Below are 16,842 nucleotides of genomic sequence, written 5' to 3'. Positions count from 1 at the left end.
ACCGCCTGCCCTCGACGGTGGCGGCAGGACATCCGCACCGTCAGGACTTCAGGAATCCGATCGAAATCCACGGCACCGCCGCAATCACGATGATGCCGACGAACAACGCCAGCATATAGCCGACGATCGGCCGGATGCCTTCGTCCGGATGAATCTTGCTGACCGCGCACGCGCCGTAGTAGCCGACGCCGAACGGTGGAGAGAACAGCCCCAGGCCCATCGACAGAATCACGACCATCGCGTACTGCACTTCGTGGATGCCCACGTCGCGCGCGATCGGGAACAGCAGCGGCCCGAACAGCACGATCGCCGGAATGCCTTCCAGCACGCTGCCCAGCAGCACGAACATCACCACCGACACGGCCATGAAACTCACGGCGCCGCCCGGCAGATGCTCCATGAACGACGCCAGGCTGTTCGAGAAACCCGACTGCGTAAGCGCCCAGGCCATGGACGTCGCCGTGCCGATGATGATCAGGATCGCGCCCGACAGCGCCGCCGTCTCGACGAGCATCGGGAAAATGCGCCTCCAGTCGAACCGGCGATAGATGAGCAGGCCGGCGATCAGCGAATAGACGATGCCGACCGTCGATACTTCCGTCGCCGTCGCCACGCCCTCGACCACCGCGAAGCGGATCACCACCGGCAAGGCGAGCGCGGGAATCGAAATCACCAGGAGCTTCGCGATTTCCGAGCCGCGCGCGCGTTCGGCGGACGCCGGGACGGCGCCGCGCGCACGCCACCACACCAGGACGCACAGCGCCATCGCGAGAACGAGCCCCGGCAGCAGGCCGCCCGTGAAGAGCGCCGAGATCGACACGCCGGTTACCGAGCCGATCGTGATCAGCACGATGGACGGCGGCACGGTTTCCGTCTGCGCGCCGGTCGCCGACAGCAGCGCGACGAGCTCGCCCGGTTTCTCGCCGCGCGCCTTCATCTCCGGGAACAGGATCGGCGCGACCGCGGCCATGTCGGCGGCCTTGGAGCCGGAAATGCCCGAGATCAGGTACATCGCGCCGACCAGCACATACGACAGGCCGCCGCGCACGTGGCCGAGCAGCGAAGCGAGGAAGTTGATCATCGCGCGGGCCATGCCGGTCATTTCGATCAGCAGGCCGAGAAAGATGAACATCGGCACGGCAAGCAGCAGAAGCTGCGACATGCCCTCGTCCATCCGGCTCACGACGATCTCCAGCGGCATCGAGGTGGATAGCGACAGATACGAAAACACCGCCAAGCCGAACGAGAACGCGATGGGCATGCCCGACAGCACGGTGAATCCAACCACGCCGACGAAGAAGATCAGCAGGTTGACGTTGCCGAGCGATTGCAGCGCCGGACCGAGCGCGTGCAGGCCCGTTATGACCGCCGCGACCACGACGATGCCCATGGCAGCCTGCTTCCAGCCGAGCGCCAGCAGCTTGACGATCGACATCAGCAACATGACGGACACGCCGTAGACGATCGCGGCGACGCGCAGCGCGTCGTTGATTTCCAGCGCCGGCGTGACGAGCCCCCATTGCTGGTTGAAGTACGCATAGGCCGGCGCCGCGATCAGCCCCAGGAACAACAGGCTCGCGACCAGCGAGACGGTGTCCCAGATCGCTCCCCACTCCTTGCCCGCGCGATTGACGATCGCCGTCATCCGCATGTGCGCGCCGCGATGCAAGGCCGTCGCGGCGCCGGTCATCGCGAGCCACAGGAACAGGATTCCCGCCAGTTCGTCGCTCCACACCAGCGGGTTGTGAAGCGCGTAGCGGGCCACCACGCCGCTGAAGAGCAGCACGATCTCCGCCAACACGAGCAGGGCCGCGGGCACGGACACGATCAGCCCGAGCACGCGGTCGGCCACCGCGAGGCCGGCCGGCATGGCAGGCACGGACGGCGTCGCCCTGCCGTCGCGCGCTCCTTGCGAGAAATCCTCCGCGATCTGTGTTCTCATGCCAGCTTCCCGGTGACCTTCTCGAGCAGCCCCCATTCCTCCTCGCCGAAGAACTTCCTCTGCTCGGCGTAGAACCCGCCTTTCTGTAGCACTTCACGGAATCCGGTCATGTCGGGCGCGTTGAACTTCAAGCCCTTGCTCTCCAGCGCCTGTTGAAGCGAGGCGTTGAGTTTTTCCACGTCGTGGCGTTGCAGCAGCGCATAGGCGTTGAGGTGCTTCGAGGTGACGTCGCGGACGCTCGCCGGCAGTTTTTCCCATGCCGCGCGATTACCCAGGAACCAGAAGCCGTCCCACATGTGATTGGTCATCGAGCAATACTTCTGCACTTCGTAGAGTTTGGCCGTGTCGACCACCGCGAGCGCGTTTTCCTGACCTTCGACGACCTTGGTCTGCAACGACGAATACACTTCGTTGAAGCTGATCGAGGCCGGCGCGGCCGACAGCGCGCGGAACAGCGAGATCCACAACCGGCCCGGCGGCACGCGGATCTTCAAGCCCCGCAGGTCGGCCGGCGTATTGATCGGCTTGGAGCTGGTCGTGATCTGGCGAAAGCCGTTGTCCCATACCTTGTCCTGCACGACGAGACCGCCCTTGGTGATGAGGCCGCGCAGATGCGCGCCGAGTTCACCGTCGAGCGCGCCGAACACCTGGCTGTAGTCCTTGAACGCGAAGCCCACGCCGGTGATCGCCGTCTTCGGGACGAGCGACGAAAGCGCATTCGCGCCCGACAGGGTGAAGAACTCCAGCGCGCCCGCCCGCAGTTGCGCGAACATATCGGGGTCGCCGCCGAGCTGGTTGTTCGCGAACACGCGAATTTCCATGCGCCCGTCGGTATCGTTCTTGATGGCGTCCGCGGCTTGCTGGATACGCACGTTCAGGGGATGCGACGCCGGCAGGTCCGTGCCGACCTTGTAGCTGAACTCCGCCGCCTGAGCGCGCTTGATCCATGGCGCGCCCACCATGTCCGACGCGGCCAACGCCGCCGCGCCCGCGCCCGTCATGAGAAAGCTTCGACGATTGATTTTCATGCTTTGTCTCCTGGTTGTTCAATCCGCCATGCATCGTTCCGGCGCAGGCTGCGCGGAAGATGGGCTTCTTCTGAAAGCCGCCGGAACGAGCCGGCGGACGTGCCGCGGCGCTGCCGCGAAATACTGGCCTGGGTCCTGGTCGATCGCTTGGTCGATCGCCTAGTCGATCGTGATGACCGGCTTCACTTCCTCGAAATTCTTCATACGCTGCATCGCGACGTTGACCTGGTCGAGCGTGTAGCGGCCGGTGATCATTTCGTGGAACGGGAAGTCGTGCTGGTGCTTTTCGAGGAACTGGAGCGCGAGCGAGTAGCTGCGCGCGTCGCCCGAGAACGAGCCGAACACCTGCAGATTCTTCTTGACGATCATGGACGGCGCCACGGTCGTCGAGGCTTCGCCGAGTTGCCCGACCACCAGATAGCGGCCGCCCTTGCGCGCGAGCGCCAGGCCTTCGGCGAACGCCGCCGGCACACCGGTGAACTCCATCACGATGTCCGCGCCGCGGCCTTCGGTCTGTGCGAGCACCGCGTCCAGGCGCTCCTGCGCGGTCGTGCCTTCGACCGGAATGCACACGTCCGCGCCGAAGCGCTCGGCCATCTTCAGCCGCGCGGACGGCGAGCCGATCACGATGATCTTCTTCGCCCCGCGCACGCGCGCGTTCGCCGTCGCGAGCAAGCCCAGCGGACCCGCGCCCTGGATCGCCACGGTCTCGGTCGGCTCGATTTCGCCGATCTGCGAGAACGCATTCATCACCGAGCGCAGGGCGCAACTGGAAAGGCTGGCAAGTTCGTTCGACACCGAATCCGGCACGCGCAGACGGCCTGCCTGCGGCAGGATATAGCCGTATTGCGAGAATCCGCCGAGCAGATACGGCGCTTCCTCGATGTTTTCGTACATGTACGCGCGGCGATTCATGCAGAGCGTCGGCTTGCGCGCGGTGGTGCAGAAGAAGCAGCCGCCGCACGACGTGTGCGTGTAGACCACGCGGTCGCCCACTTTCAGCGGCGTGCCGACGGAATCGGTCGTGACGCCCGCGCCCGCGCGCACCACGCGGCCGACCATCTCGTGGCCGACGATCACCGGCAGGTTCACCTTCAGCGACAGCGAGCCCTGCCACAGATGAATGTCGGTGCCGCAGATCGACGACATTTCGAGCTTGACGAGCGCGGCGGAAGGTTCGACGTCGCGGGGAATCGGCACGTCCTCGATGGCGAGCGGCGCCTTGAATTCACGCAGCACGGCTGCGCGGGAAAACTCGGGAAAGGCGGTCATGCGATGTTGTCTCCTGAAGCTTGTAATCGATAGCGTGCGGCCCCCGCTTGGGCGGGCCGTCGCTCTCTTTAGCCGTGCTTCAACACGACGGTCTTCGCGACGGTGTATTCCTTGAGCGCCTCGAGACCTTTTTCGCGGCCGTGGCCGCTGCGCTTCACGCCGCCGAACGGCAATTCGATGCCGCCGCCCGCGCCGTAGTTGTTGATAAACACCTGGCCCACGCGCAGCTTCTTGGCGACGCGCATCTGGCGCGCGCCGTTCTCCGTCCACAGGCCGGCGACGAGACCGTATGCGGTGCCGTTGGCGATGGCGATGGCCTCGGCTTCGTCCTCGAACGGGATGGCGGCGAGCACCGGACCGAACACTTCGTCCTGCGCCAGTTCGTGCTCGACCGGCACCGGCCCGAACAGCGTCGGCGTGACGAAGTAACCGGTCGCGGCCGCGCTCTCGTCCAGCGTGCCCTGCGCGATCACATTGATGCCGCCGCTGGCGGCGCGCTCGATGAAACCCTTGACCTTGACGTGCTGCGCGCTGTTGATGACCGGTCCGCATTGGAGATCCGCCGCGGGCGCGCCCACGCGCACCTCGCTCATCTTCTCCCTGAGCACGCCGACGAAGCGTTCATAGACCGAGCGCTGGATCAGCACGCGGCTGCCCGCCGAGCAGGTCTGCCCCGCGTTCTGCGTGATGACGCCGACGATGGTCTTGGCGGCTGCCTCGAAATCGGCGTCCTCGAACACGATCTGCGGCGACTTGCCGCCGAGTTCCAGCACGCACGGCACATGATTCTTCGCGGCCGCCGTCTGGATCAGCGTGCCGACTTCCGGCGAACCGGTGAACGACAGGAAATCGACGTCGGCGTGCTGCGACAGCGCCGCGCCCGCTTCCTCGCCCAGACCGGTGACCAGGTTGATGACGCCGGCGGGCAAACCCGCTTCGTGCGCGAGCGCGGTCAGGCGCGCGCAGCTCATGCTGGCATCCTCGGCGGGCTTCAGGACGACGGTGTTCCCTGTCGCGAGCGCCGGACCGATGGTGCGGCCGAACATCGAGGCCGGGTAGTTCCAGGGGATGATGAGGCCGCATACGCCGCGCGGCTCGCGCTGCACGGTGACCTGATAGCCGTCGAGGAAGGGCAGCACGTCGCCCAGCACCTTGTCGGCGGCGCCGGCATAGAACTCGAAATAACGCGCCGTCGCCTTGATATCCGTGCGCGCCTGCGTGATCGGCTTTCCGGTGTCCCGCGCCTCGATCTGCGCGAGTTCCTCGGCGTTATCGAGAATCAGCGCGGACAGCTTGCTCATGATGCGGCCGCGCTCGAACCCGGCCATCGTGCTCCACGGACCGCCCAACGCGGCGCGCGCGGCGGCGACGGCTCGTTCGATTTCGGCTTTCCCGCCGCGCGAGATCGCGGCGAACACCTCGCCGTCGATCGGCGAGCGCACTTCGAGCGATGCCCGCGATTCCGCGCCGCTCCATTCGCCGCCGATGAATATGGTTCCAGCCTCCGTGGGCATGTGCGTCTCCTGTTCGATGTGTTCGATGTAATGGTTATTGGTCAATCCCGCTTGGGCGAATAAAGTATATGGACGCCGCAAGTGACGCTACAAATACGAATTGGCGATACTCGGCATAGTTCATCCCTATACCCAGCGGCGCCGCGCGCATGGCCGCATACAGAGGAGACAAACACGCATGGACATCCGCCAATTGCGGTATTTCGTTGCCTGCGTCGATGCTGGAAGCCTGTCCAAGGCGGCGCTCGCGCTGTCCATCTCGCAGCCTTCGCTGTCGCAACAGATAGCCGAAATGGAGGACGATCTGGGCGTGCCGCTCCTCGTTCGCAGCTACACCGGCGTCGCCCCGACCGACGCAGGCACCACCTTCTACCGGCACGCGCAATCCATCATCAAGCAGTTCGCGCAGATGCGCGGCGACGTCAAGCGCGGCGAGCACGCGCTTTCCGGCCAGGTCGCCATCGGCTTGCCGACGAGCGTGTCCTCGGTGCTCGCGGTGCCCCTGTTCGAGCGCATGCGCGCACGGCACCCGGGCATCCAGTTGGATATCTTCGAAAGCATGAGCGGTTATCTCAACGAACTGCTCGCCAGCGGAAGACTCGACATCGCCGTGCTGTTCCGCGAGACCGAGACGCGCGGCGTCACGGTCGTTCCGCTTTTCAACGAACGTCTGGCCGTGTACGGCGCGGCGTGGGTCGGCGATCCACAAGGCGAGACCCTGGCCCTGGAAATGCTTTCCGGCGTGCCGCTGGTGCTGCCCGGCAAGTTGCACGGCCTGCGCCTGCTGGTCGAGCGCGCATTCGACAGCGCGGGACTTGACCTGAACGTCATCGCGGATATCGACTCGCTGCCGGCCATGCTCGAACTCGCGCGCCGCGGCGAAGCGGCCACCATCCTCTCCGGCCTGCTCGGCCGCGACACGTCGCGGAACACGCCGGCGCGCTACATCGTCAGCCCGACGCTGGAGCGCTCGGTCGCGCTGTGCCGCCTGAACGCCGTGCCGCAGACCGCCGCCGCCCGCGCGGTGCAGGACTGCATGCGCGCGCTCGTCGCGGAGATGGCGCCAACGCTCGGCGCCTCGCCGGCGCCGGCGTGAGGCTGCATTAATCGCGTGAGCGGAAGCCGGGACGAAGGTCATATTAGTCACGCCTATATCCCGTAGTTCCAAAGAGTATTTCCTCCTGGAACGCGGTCGGCGCTACGATTTTCGCGAGGCGGCCCAAGGCGCCGTCATCGTGACCCGCATAATCAGGAGACAAAGCATGCCGCTTCCGCTTTCGGGCATCACCGTCGTATCGCTCGAACAGGCCATCGCCGCGCCGCTCGCGTCCCGCCATCTGGCCGACTGGGGCGCGCGGATCATCAAGATCGAACGTCCCGGCCGGGGCGATTTCTGCCGCGACTACGACACCGTCATGAACGGCATGTCGAGCCAGTTCGCCTGGACCAATCGTTCGAAGGAGAGCGTCGCGCTCGACATCAAGAGCCCTGAAGGCGCGCGGGCGCTCTTCGCGCTGCTCGAAACGGCGGACGTCTTCCTGCAGAACCTGGCGCCCGGCGCGGCCGCCAAGCTCGGCCTCGACGCGAAGACGCTCGTCGAACGTTTCCCGCGCCTGATCGCCGTGGATATCTCCGGCTACGGCAGCGGCGGCCCGTACAGCGACAAGAAGGCTTACGACCTGCTCGTGCAATGCGAATCCGGCTTTCTCGACATCAACGGCAGCGAAGCGGAGCCGGCCAAATGCGGCATCGCGATCGCCGACATCGCCACCGGCATGTACGCGCTCAACGGCATCCTCATGGCGCTGTACAACCGCGAGCGCACCGGCCTCGGCACCGCGTTCGAGGTCTCGCTCTTCGATTCCATGACCGAGTGGATGAGTTACCCCGCCTACTACGTGAGCGGCAGCGGCAAGCCGCTCAAGCGCAACGGCATGCGCCACGCGACCATCGCGCCGTACGGGCCGTTTCGCACCGGCGACGGCCGCAGCATCTTCTTCGGCATCCAGAACGAGCGCGAATGGCAGTCGTTCTGCAATATCGTGCTCGGCGACCCGGCTATCGCCGCCGATCCGCGCTTCGACAGCAATCCACGGCGCCTCGCCCATCGCGACGCGCTCGAAGCGCTTATCGAAGCGCGCTTCGCCGAGTGGACCAGCGACGACGTGCTCGCGCGCCTCGACAACGCCGCGATCGCCAACGCGCGCATGAATTCGGTCGAGGAGTTCGTCGATCATCCGCAAATCCATGCCCGCGGGCGTACGCGCACAGTCGCGTCGCCGGCCGGTCCCTTGACCATGTTCGTGCCGGCCATCACGATTGCGGGCGTCGAGCCCGTCATGAAGCCGATTCCCGCCGTCGGCGAGCACACGCAGCGCGTGCTGGAAGAACTTGACCTGAGCAAGCGGAGCGCCGTATGAGCCAGCCCACCACCGGCTATCGCCTGACGCGCACGGTGCTCGCGGTGCCGGCCAACCGCCGGCGTCACGTCGAATCGGCGGCGCGCTCCGCCGCGGACGCGGTGTTCCTCGATCTCGAGGACGCCGTGCCCGAATCCGAGAAAGCCGGCGCCCTGCAAGGCGCGGTCAGCGCGCTGCGAGAACTGGACTGGGGCGGCAAGACCGTCCTGGTGCGCGTGAATGCCTACGGCAGCCGCACCATCGAGGAGGAGATCCGCACGCTCAGTCCGCTCGCGCGGCTCGATTCGCTGATCGTGCCGAAGGCCGAGCGCCCCGCGCATATCGAGGACATCGCGCGCATGATCGACGCGACGGAAGGCGACGCGCGCCGGGCGCCGCTCATGCTGGATCTGCTGATCGAAACCGCGCTCGGCCTCGTCATGGTCGACAGCCTCGCGCAGAGCAGCAAGCGCGTCGCGGCGCTGCATCTGGGCGTCGGCGACTTTGCCGGCTCCATCGGCGCCCGCAGCGCGGAGATCGGAGGCTCGCCGACCGGCTATCGGCAGACCGTTTCCGGCGCCGATGGCCGTTACCTCGAAACGCCGCTCGACCTGTTCGCCTATCCGATGATGCGCGTGCTGGTCGCGGCGCGCGCCTTCGGGCTGCGCGCGATCGACGGGCCGTGCGGCGCGTACCACGATGCGACGCTCACGCGCGCATGGGCGGAAAAGGCGGCGGCTCTCGGTTTCGATGGCAAGCAAGTGATTCACCCTTCACAGATCAAAGCAACATGCGATGCGTTCAAGCCCTCGGCGGAAGAACTCGCTTTCGCGACCCGCGTCGTCGACGCGATGCGGCAGGCGGAGAGCGAAGGACGCGGCGCCGTGGCCGTCGACGGGAAGATGATCGACTACGCGAATCTGCGCATGGCCCAACGCATCCTGATGCTGGGGGCGGCGGACCTTCACTGAACAGCGCGCCGTTCGGAATTTCCTGTTCCGGACGGCGTTTCTTGTAGCGGCGCCGCGGATGCGCCGCCCGTGCGTCAGACGGCGCCCGCGCCCCACGACAGGAAGCCGCCGTCCACCGGCAGCACGATGCCGTTCGTGTAGGCCGCCTCGTCGGAAGCGAGATAGCAGATTGCCGCGGCGATTTCCGAGGTCGTGCCGTAGCGTTTCATCGGAATGGCGCGCGAATATTCCTCCCGGAACTGGTCGCTGTGCAGGACCTTGGTCATCGGCGTATCGACGGGCCCCGGCGCGACCGCGTTGGCGGTGATGCCGTAATCGCACAGCTCGACGGCCATCTGATGCGTCAGCGCGATCACCGCGCCCTTGGACGTGCCGTAGGCCGTGCGGCCGCGGCCCACCGCGCGCATCCCTGCCACCGACGCGATATTGACGATGCGCCCCCAGCGGCGCTGCGCCATCATGCGCGCGGCGTGTTGGGCGCACAGCAGCGTGCCGGTGACGTTGACGTTCATCGTGGCAAGAAACGTGTCGAGCGGATAGTCGATGAATGGCACCAGCTTGGCGATGCCCGCGCCGTTGACGAGCACGTCGCAACGGCCGTGTTCCCGGGCGATCGACGCGAAGGCCGCCGCGATCGATTCCGGCTTGCCCACGTCCATCTGCACGGCGGACACCGACAACGCCTGCGCGGACAAGCGCGCGGCCGTGTCATCGGCGTTTTCCTTGTTGATATCGGCAAGCACGACGTGATAACCGCGCTTGCCCAGTTGTTCGGCCGTTTCCGCGCCTATGCCCATTGCGCCGCCCGTCACGACGGCGACCCGGCCGGCCGCGCCGCCTTCGATCGTCTTCTCCACGCTGTCTCCAGTTTTTTTGGTGAGAACCCGCGCTTGCCGGGTTCGCCGCCAGTGCCGGCGCGTATGCGCTGCTGCCTATGACTCACGGCTCTGGCGCGATCCCATTATCAGAGACGCCTTGGGGGAGGCTCAATGGATATTAATGCAGCGTAATGTGAGTAAAGATCACCGCAGGAGTAGGCGATGCGCGGATGGCGATATTCCGTCGCGCAGCAGACTGGAATGGCCGGAGAGCGGATGCCCGCTGCTGAAATCCGTCAGCCATTTTCCGGTCGACTACAATGCACGCCGGTCTTCCCGCGTCGCGGAAAGACGAGTAAGGACACTTCCGGATGCGTTACGAACTTACCGACCTGCGGCTCTTCCTGGCGATTGCTGAAGCAAAAAGCCTGTCGGGCGGCGCGAGCGCGCTGCATTTGACTGCGTCCGCGGCAAGCTACCGGCTGAAGAATCTCGAGTTCGCCATGAGCGTGCCGCTATTCAAGCGGGAAGCGCGCGGCATGGAACTTACCGCCGAAGGGGAGTTCGTTCTGAAGCACGTCCGGACGGTGCTCGCCGACGTGGAACGCATGCATGGCGAACTTGGCAGCTTCTCCAGCGGAATCAAGGGAAGCGTGAAGCTTTTCGCCAATAGCAGCTCCCTGAATGGCTTCATCGTTCCCAGCCTCCGGCGTTTTCTGTCCGCCAATCCCAATGTGAACATCCTGCTGGAGGAGCGCACCAGCACGACGATCGAGGCCGCCGTCGCGGGACAGGAAGCGGATATTGGAATATTCGCCGGCGAATCCCGGTCGCAAGGCGTCCGTGCCCGCCGCTATGCCGTCGACGAGCTGATTATCGCGGCGCCGCCGAATCACCCCATCGTTGCAAACGGGCCGTTGAAGTTTCCGGCCGTCCTGGACCTGGACTTTGTCTGCATGAGCAAGACGAGCAGCAACTATGTCTTTCTGCGGGACATGGCGAAGCTGGCGGGAAAGACGCCGAATGTCCGTATCCATGCCCATACTTTCGACGCCGTGCTATCCCTGGTTGCGGGCGGCGTCGGCGTGGCCCTGGTGCCCAGGAGCGTCGCCACCGTCGCGCTCGCCGATAAGCAGATCGCAGCGGTCGAACTGGCCGAGCCGTGGGCGATCCGTGAACTCACCCTGGTCCGGCCCTCGACAGGGCCTCTTTCGCCCCTCGCTGAACAGGTGGCGGAGTACCTGCTGGAAGACCCGGCGGTGGCGGCTACCCGGGAAGGTTACTGACCGGCGCCGCTCCGCCAAGGGGCCCGGCAGCGCGCGCGTCAGGCTTTGGCTCCGCGCGCTTGCGCTCCAGGAACTCGCGCATGAATTTCTGCGGCTCGCCGGTGCTGAACGCGGCGCCGAACTCGGCCACGCTCGCCTCTATGGAGGCATCGATCGAAGATACCTCCCACGCGCGCAGCAAGCGCTTCTGCTGCCGGATAACCGCCGGGCCAAGCGCCGCGAAGTTTTCGGCTAGGCCGCGGACGCGCTCATCCAGCCTTTCCATCGGCACCGCGTCATTGACCAATCCCCAAGCCTTCGCCTTGGCCGCGTCGATCAGCTCGCCCGTCAGCAGCATCCAATCGCTGTTCGCGCCGCCGATCAGCCGCGGAAGCAGCGCGGCGTGTATGACCGAGGGAATGCCTACTTTTACCTCGGGCATGCCGAATTGCGCATGATCGGCGCAAATCCGCAGATCGCACGCCAACGCCAGTTCCATTCCACCACCGAGACACCAATTGGGGATGCGCGCAATGACGGGAACCGGAAAGTGCCTGACCGCATTGCACAGGTCGCGTAGTTTGGAGATGAAGCGCTGTCCCGTTTCGTCATTCAGCTTCGCCATTTCGGCAATGTCGGCGCCCGCCACGAAGGCGCGGTCGCTCCCGCCCGTGAGAATGACCGTCCGCACGTCCGCTTCGTTGCGCAGCTCGTCCAACGCTGCGAGGAGACCGTCCATGACGGGAGAGCCCAGCAGATTGAGAACGCCGGCGTCCTTGATGGTGAGCGTGGCGATCCCCTTCGCGTCCATTTCCACGAGCGCGTGGGGATGATTTTTTGTCGTCATAGTCGTGATCCTGAAGTGATGTCGGTGGCCGGCGCCCTGCCCGCCGCGACGGCAGGCGGGTGGCGCCGCAATACAAATCGGGCGATCAGGCCTGTTCCTGGTACACGGCCAGCAGATCATCGTGCTGGCCCAGAACCGGCGGGGCGTCCGCCAGGGCACTGTCCGGGCTGCCGGCAAGAAGCGGATTCCTGACCAGCCGCAGGACTCCGAGTTGAGGATGGTGCGCCGTTTGAATCATCTTCCGATGAAGCACCTGAGGGTGGGAAAACACTTCTTCGAGGTTCTGGATAGGCCCCCAGGGGACACCGTGAGCATCGAACAGCCCGGTCCACTCCGCCCGGGGCCGCTCTTTCAGCAATGCGGCGATCATCGGCCCCAGCTCCGCCATGTGCCGCAGCCGGCTGCTGTTGGTGGCGAACCGCGGATCGCCGGCCCACTGCTCCCGGCCGATTAAACGGCAGAAGCGTCCGAACTGGCCGTCATTGCCGATCGCCAGAATGAGATGGCCATCGGAACACGCGAATACTTCATAAGGCGCGCAATTCGGGTGGGCGTTGCCGGTTCTCCTGGGCGGGTCGCCGGACACCAGGTAGTTCGCGGCCTGGTTGGCATTCAGCGCGACCGCGACGTCGAGAAGGCAGATGTCCAGATGCATGCCCAGTCCGGTGTGGTCCCTCTGCCGAAGCGCCGACACCACCGACACCGTGGCATACATGCCTGTCGTCAAATCGACGACCGCGACACCGGTCCGCAAGGGCCCGGCGCCGGCCGCGCCATCGGGCAGGCCGGTGTAGCTCATCAAGCCCCCCATGCCCTGGAAGACGTAGTCGTATCCGGGCTTGTCCGCCATCGGCCCGGTCTGACCGTATCCGGTCACGGAGAGATAGACCAGCCTGGGGTTGATGGCGCGCAGGGATTCGTAGTCCAGGCCATACTTGCGCAATCCGCCCGCCTTGAAGTTTTCAACGAAAACGTCGGCCTCGAGCACGAGTTTCCTGATGATTGCGGCCCCCTCGGGCGTCGAGAAATCCAGGCGGACCGACTTCTTGCCGCGATTGCAGGCCATGAAGTAGGCCGCCATCGAAGCCGAGCCGTCTTCAGCGCGGTGATCGGGCGGCCCCCATCCACGGGTGTCGTCGCCGCGTTCCGGGTGCTCGATCTTGATGACCTCGGCGCCCATGTCCGCCAGGTTCTGGGTGCACCAGGGTCCGGCCAGGATGCGGGACATATCGATGACCCGAATGCCGCTCATGGCTTCATGCAGCATATTTTCTCCACTCTTCCTCGTAATTTGAACGATCGACCCGCCGGTTGAAATTCCCGCCGTCACGGTCAAAAGGTCGACGCGCCCTCGGCCACGCGCTTCTCGATGATGGCGGCGGGCTGCCAATGGGCGCCGTGCAAGCTATGCAAGGCCCGCAATCTTTGCAGGACCGTCGCAAGTCCCAGCGCTTCCGCGTAGAACATCGGCCCGCCCCGCCAGCCTGGAAACCCGTAGCCATTCACATAGACCACGTCGATATCGGAAGCCCGCTGGACGATGCCTTCCGCATAGATCTGGGCGCCTTCGTTGATCAGCGCGAGCATGCAGCGCTCGACGATTTCCTCGTCGCCGATGGTCCTGCGCTCGATGCCTGCCTCCCGCGCGCATTCCCGGGCAATCGCGTCGACGAGGGGGTCCGGGACAGGTTCGCGGCCATGCTGCTCGTAGCGGTAATAGCCCGCGCCGGTCTTCTGTCCGAAACGCCCTGCTTCGCAGATCCGGTCGGCGACCTTCGAATATCGGAGATGCGCCGGCCTTGTCGGCGCCAGGCGCTTGCGCGTCGCCCAGTTGATGTCCAGGCCCGCCAGGTCGGCCATGGCCAGCGGCCCCATGGCCATGCCGAATGCCGTAAGGGCCCGGTCGATCTGCTGCGGGCTGGCGCCCTCCTCCAGCAAGAAGTTGGCCTCGCGCCAATACCCGGTGAGCATGCGGTTGCCCACGAAGCCTTCACACACGCGAACCAGCACGGGGATCTTGCCGATCTTTTGTGCGACCGCCATGCAGGCGGCGATGACGCCGTCGCTGGTGGCTTGTCCGCGGACCACCTCCAGCAGTTTCATCACATTGGCCGGGCTGAAGAAGTGCAGGCCGATCACATTCGCTGGACGCGAGGTGCTCCGCGCGATTTCGTCGATGTTCAATCGAGAGGTGTTGCTGGCCAATATCGCGTCGGGACGACAGATACGATCCAGTTGCCTGAAGACGTCCTGCTTCACACCCATGTCTTCGAACACGGCCTCAATGACCAGGTCGACGTCGGCGAATGCGCCGATGTCCAGTCCGGTCTCGATACGAGCCAATCGCTCAGCCACGTCCGCCGCGCTGAACTTTCCTTTCGCGGCGGATATCTCGTAGTTCTTCCTGATGAGGGCCACGCCGCGGTCCAACGCCGCCTGCTCGCGCTCGACCAGCGCGACGGTATATCCGGCGTTGGCGAAAGCCATGGCGATACCGCCGCCCATCGTTCCGGCGCCGAGGATCCCCACGCGCTCGATGGACCTGGAAGGGCCCTCATGGCTGAAGCGCGGGGCGCTCTTCTCCGCGAAGAAGAGGTGGCGCAAGGCGCGCGACGTCGGGTCTTCCACGAGGCTATCGAATATCCGCCGCTCCTCGGCGAGCCCGGATTCGATGGGCAAGCGCATTGCCGCCTCCACGCTGTCGATCGCCGCCATCTGGGCTTTCGCGTTGCGCGCCTTGCGGTTGAGTTTCTCCCGGAAACCCGCCAGGAGGGCCGCATCGTTGCCGATATCGCGCAGGCCAACGACGGGATGCGCGGTCTTGCCGGCGGCTTCGTCCGCATAGGCGATCGCGGCGCCCAGAAGGTCCTCTTGCACGACCTTGTCGACCAGGCCGATGGCGCCCGCCTTCTCGGCCGAAACCGGCTTCCCGCTGGTGATCATCCGCAAGGCCGTTTCCAATCCGACGACGCGCGGCAGACGTTGCGTGCCGCCCCCGCCCGGTATGAGCCCCAAGGCGACCTCAGGCAAGCCAAGCCTTGCTCCGGACTTCGCCAGGCGATAGTGGCACCCGAGCGCCAGCTCGAGGCCGCCGCCAAGCGCGAAGCCCGAAATCGCGGCCACCACGGGCTTGGACAGGCCCTCGATCGTCGCGATGACGTCCCGCAACATCGGCCGCGCGCTCGCTGCCGGCGTGTTGAATTGGCGTATGTCCGCGCCGCCGCAGAATATGTCGCGCGCACCGATGATCACCACGGCGGCAACGCTTTCATCCTCCCTTGCGCGCATCAGCCCCTGCTGCAGGCCGGCGCGGGCAGTGTCGCCCAGGCCATTGACCGGTGCGTTGTCCAGTACCAGGATGGCGACCCGGCCGGTCACGGCGTAACCCACGGCTTCGGTCAGTGAGGTCAAGGCAAGCGTACTTACGTCCATCTGTGGTTTCCTGTTTTTTTGTGCCGGCTAAATCAGGACGTCCGAAGCGAGACGCCCATCCTATGGTTTTGGATTTTAGGGAGCGGCACGCCGCCCTGACCATGGGAAATATTCGAAGCTCGCCTTCGTGATATTCAAACCTGGCCAGCCGTCCCCACGAACGCAGGAGCGCGCGAACGCCTGCCTGCTCGCGGTTTGAAATTGCCGAATCCGGCGTTTCAAAATTTCGGATAGCCACGCCCGCGGTGCGTTCCTACACTTGGCGCCATGCCGCCGACGTCCCGACGGCACGGTGAGGCGCAAAGACGCTTCATCCAACGCACATCGGCAGGAAGGAGACCCTATGCTCAGTCCGTACATGCGCCGGCGCCTATGCGCCTGGCTGCTTCCCCTCGCGTCGGCATTGTCCTCGGTGCCGGCGACCGCTCATGCCGCCGCGAACGACTGGCCCGAGCGGCCCGTCACGATCGTGGTGGGATATGCGCCCGGAGGCATGACCGACATCGTCTCCCGTTTGCTCGCCAAGGAACTCACGGCCACGTTCAAGCAGAACTTCATCGTCGAGAACAAGGCGGGCGCGGCGGGGCAAGTCGCCACGGAATATGTCGCCCGGCGACCGGCCGACGGCTACACCCTGTTGATCACGGCAACCGGCTACGTCATCTCCCCTTTCACGCAGCAGCATGTGAATTACGATCCCGCCAAGGATCTTCTGCCGCTCGCCGCGCTGGTGCAGACGCCGAACATGATCGTCGTCAATCCCGGGATTCCGCCCCGGACCCCGGCGGAATTCCTCGAATGGGCCCGTAAGCAGACGAGCGTCCCCTATGCGACCTCCGGCGCGGGCGGGTCGACCCACCTGGCCGGCGAACTCCTGCGCAAGGAAAGCGGCGCGCCTTTCGTGCATGTTCCTTATCGGGGCGCGGCGCCGGCGGTCACGGATACCGTCGCCGGGCAGATACAGGTCTCCGTAATGGACTCCGTGACGGTGACGCCTTTCCTCGCGGCCGGCAAGCTGCGCCCGATCGCGTTGACGAGCGCGCACCGCAGCGAACTCTTTCCCGAAATCCCCACGCTGGCCGAGTCCGGCTTCAAGGACTTCGACGTCTACACGTGGCTGGGCCTTTTCGCGCCCGCCAATCTGCCGCCGGACATCGCCGCCAAAATCAACGCGGCCACCACCCGCATCGTGCAGGCGCCCGAAATGGTGGAGACCCTGCGCAAGCAGTCGAGCGAACCAACGCCGCCCCGGGACCTGGCCCAGACCCGGCAGTTCGTGCTGGACGAACTGGATAAATGGCGCACTCTCGTCCAGACCACGGGCATACGAATCAAGGACTGATCCGAGCCTGCC

General features: G+C 65.4%; 13 protein-coding genes. 5 read left to right on the top strand and 8 right to left on the bottom strand.

Features of this window, described 5'->3' with window-relative positions; translation table 11 throughout:
• Window positions 1–40: 40 nt before the first annotated feature.
• The 4 genes from CAL29_RS02990 to CAL29_RS02975 all read right to left on the bottom strand — a co-directional run bounded on the left by CAL29_RS02990 (window position 41) and on the right by CAL29_RS02975 (window position 5,756).
• Window positions 41–1,870: a TRAP transporter large permease gene (locus CAL29_RS02990; RefSeq protein ID WP_094851501.1), complete on the bottom strand. Its 1,830-nt coding sequence runs from the start codon at window positions 1,868–1,870 to the stop codon at window positions 41–43.
• A gap of 68 nt (window positions 1,871–1,938) precedes the next feature.
• Entirely contained in the window at window positions 1,939–2,970 is a 1,032-nt protein-coding gene (locus CAL29_RS02985) for a TRAP transporter substrate-binding protein (RefSeq protein ID WP_094851500.1), read from the bottom strand.
• A gap of 159 nt (window positions 2,971–3,129) precedes the next feature.
• Window positions 3,130–4,242, bottom strand: coding sequence for a zinc-binding dehydrogenase (locus tag CAL29_RS02980; RefSeq protein ID WP_094851499.1), 1,113 nt, complete (start codon window positions 4,240–4,242; stop codon window positions 3,130–3,132).
• Between the two features lie 68 nt (window positions 4,243–4,310).
• Window positions 4,311–5,756 (bottom strand): aldehyde dehydrogenase family protein, encoded by a 1,446-nt coding sequence (locus tag CAL29_RS02975; protein ID WP_094852669.1) that lies wholly within the window; start codon window positions 5,754–5,756, stop codon window positions 4,311–4,313.
• Between the two features lie 178 nt (window positions 5,757–5,934).
• Here CAL29_RS02975 and CAL29_RS02970 point away from each other — a divergent pair, with 178 nt between their 5' ends.
• From CAL29_RS02970 to CAL29_RS02960, 3 genes are all read left to right on the top strand, one after another.
• The gene (locus tag CAL29_RS02970; RefSeq protein WP_094851498.1) at window positions 5,935–6,852 is read left to right on the top strand and encodes a LysR substrate-binding domain-containing protein; all 918 of its coding nucleotides are present in this window, start codon (window positions 5,935–5,937) and stop codon (window positions 6,850–6,852) included.
• A gap of 166 nt (window positions 6,853–7,018) precedes the next feature.
• The gene (locus tag CAL29_RS02965) at window positions 7,019–8,176 is read left to right on the top strand and encodes a CaiB/BaiF CoA transferase family protein (RefSeq protein WP_094851497.1); all 1,158 of its coding nucleotides are present in this window, start codon (window positions 7,019–7,021) and stop codon (window positions 8,174–8,176) included.
• Complete coding sequence (locus CAL29_RS02960) at window positions 8,173–9,126, top strand: HpcH/HpaI aldolase/citrate lyase family protein (protein ID WP_094851496.1); 954 nt, start codon at window positions 8,173–8,175, stop codon at window positions 9,124–9,126. Before CAL29_RS02965 ends, CAL29_RS02960 begins: the two co-directional genes overlap by 4 nt.
• Before the next feature lie 74 nt (window positions 9,127–9,200).
• On the opposite strand, the gene CAL29_RS02955 is transcribed toward CAL29_RS02960, so the two are convergent.
• Window positions 9,201–9,923 carry an SDR family NAD(P)-dependent oxidoreductase gene (locus CAL29_RS02955; protein ID WP_094852668.1) on the bottom strand — a complete coding sequence of 241 codons (723 nt, stop codon included), beginning with the start codon at window positions 9,921–9,923 and terminating at the stop codon, window positions 9,201–9,203.
• Between the two features lie 392 nt (window positions 9,924–10,315).
• Here CAL29_RS02955 and CAL29_RS02950 point away from each other — a divergent pair, with 392 nt between their 5' ends.
• Window positions 10,316–11,230 carry a LysR family transcriptional regulator gene (locus CAL29_RS02950; RefSeq protein WP_094851495.1) on the top strand — a complete coding sequence of 305 codons (915 nt, stop codon included), beginning with the start codon at window positions 10,316–10,318 and terminating at the stop codon, window positions 11,228–11,230.
• Here the strand turns inward: CAL29_RS02950 and CAL29_RS02945 are convergent.
• The 3 genes from CAL29_RS02945 to CAL29_RS02935 all read right to left on the bottom strand — a co-directional run bounded on the left by CAL29_RS02945 (window position 11,211) and on the right by CAL29_RS02935 (window position 15,467).
• On the bottom strand, window positions 11,211–12,056 hold the full coding sequence (locus CAL29_RS02945) for an enoyl-CoA hydratase (RefSeq protein ID WP_094851494.1): 846 nt from the start codon (window positions 12,054–12,056) through the stop codon (window positions 11,211–11,213). The two genes, CAL29_RS02950 and CAL29_RS02945, sit on opposite strands and share 20 nt — an antisense overlap.
• 85 nt (window positions 12,057–12,141) lie before the next feature.
• On the bottom strand, window positions 12,142–13,323 hold the full coding sequence (locus tag CAL29_RS02940; protein ID WP_094851493.1) for a CaiB/BaiF CoA transferase family protein: 1,182 nt from the start codon (window positions 13,321–13,323) through the stop codon (window positions 12,142–12,144).
• A gap of 65 nt (window positions 13,324–13,388) precedes the next feature.
• Entirely contained in the window at window positions 13,389–15,467 is a 2,079-nt protein-coding gene (locus CAL29_RS02935; RefSeq protein ID WP_256977152.1) for a 3-hydroxyacyl-CoA dehydrogenase NAD-binding domain-containing protein, read from the bottom strand.
• A gap of 364 nt (window positions 15,468–15,831) precedes the next feature.
• On the opposite strand from CAL29_RS02935, the gene CAL29_RS02930 reads away from it, so the two are divergent.
• Window positions 15,832–16,830: a Bug family tripartite tricarboxylate transporter substrate binding protein gene (locus CAL29_RS02930; protein ID WP_094851491.1), complete on the top strand. Its 999-nt coding sequence runs from the start codon at window positions 15,832–15,834 to the stop codon at window positions 16,828–16,830.
• Window positions 16,831–16,842: the final 12 nt, after the last annotated feature.

This window comes from Bordetella genomosp. 10 (assembly GCF_002261225.1).
Classification (GTDB): Bacteria; Pseudomonadota; Gammaproteobacteria; order Burkholderiales; family Burkholderiaceae_B; genus Bordetella_C.
This window is presented reverse-complemented; position numbering and strand designations above follow the sequence as displayed.

Bases quoted from the DNA above. Each gene is read 5' to 3' on its own strand.
- CAL29_RS02990 (WP_094851501.1), bottom strand. From the start codon at position 1,870: ATGCCGGCCGGCCTCGCGGTGGCCGACCGCGTGCTCGGGCTGATCGTG.
- CAL29_RS02985 (WP_094851500.1), bottom strand. From the start codon at position 2,970: ATGAAAATCAATCGTCGAAGCTTTCTCATGACGGGCGCGGGCGCGGCG.
- CAL29_RS02980 (WP_094851499.1), bottom strand. From the start codon at position 4,242: ATGACCGCCTTTCCCGAGTTTTCCCGCGCAGCCGTGCTGCGTGAATTC.
- CAL29_RS02975 (WP_094852669.1), bottom strand. From the start codon at position 5,756: ATGCCCACGGAGGCTGGAACCATATTCATCGGCGGCGAATGGAGCGGC.
- CAL29_RS02970 (WP_094851498.1), top strand. From the start codon at position 5,935: ATGGACATCCGCCAATTGCGGTATTTCGTTGCCTGCGTCGATGCTGGA.
- CAL29_RS02965 (WP_094851497.1), top strand. From the start codon at position 7,019: ATGCCGCTTCCGCTTTCGGGCATCACCGTCGTATCGCTCGAACAGGCC.
- CAL29_RS02960 (WP_094851496.1), top strand. From the start codon at position 8,173: ATGAGCCAGCCCACCACCGGCTATCGCCTGACGCGCACGGTGCTCGCG.
- CAL29_RS02955 (WP_094852668.1), bottom strand. From the start codon at position 9,923: ATGGGCATAGGCGCGGAAACGGCCGAACAACTGGGCAAGCGCGGTTAT.
- CAL29_RS02950 (WP_094851495.1), top strand. From the start codon at position 10,316: ATGCGTTACGAACTTACCGACCTGCGGCTCTTCCTGGCGATTGCTGAA.
- CAL29_RS02945 (WP_094851494.1), bottom strand. From the start codon at position 12,056: ATGACGACAAAAAATCATCCCCACGCGCTCGTGGAAATGGACGCGAAG.
- CAL29_RS02940 (WP_094851493.1), bottom strand. From the start codon at position 13,323: ATGCTGCATGAAGCCATGAGCGGCATTCGGGTCATCGATATGTCCCGC.
- CAL29_RS02930 (WP_094851491.1), top strand. From the start codon at position 15,832: ATGCTCAGTCCGTACATGCGCCGGCGCCTATGCGCCTGGCTGCTTCCC.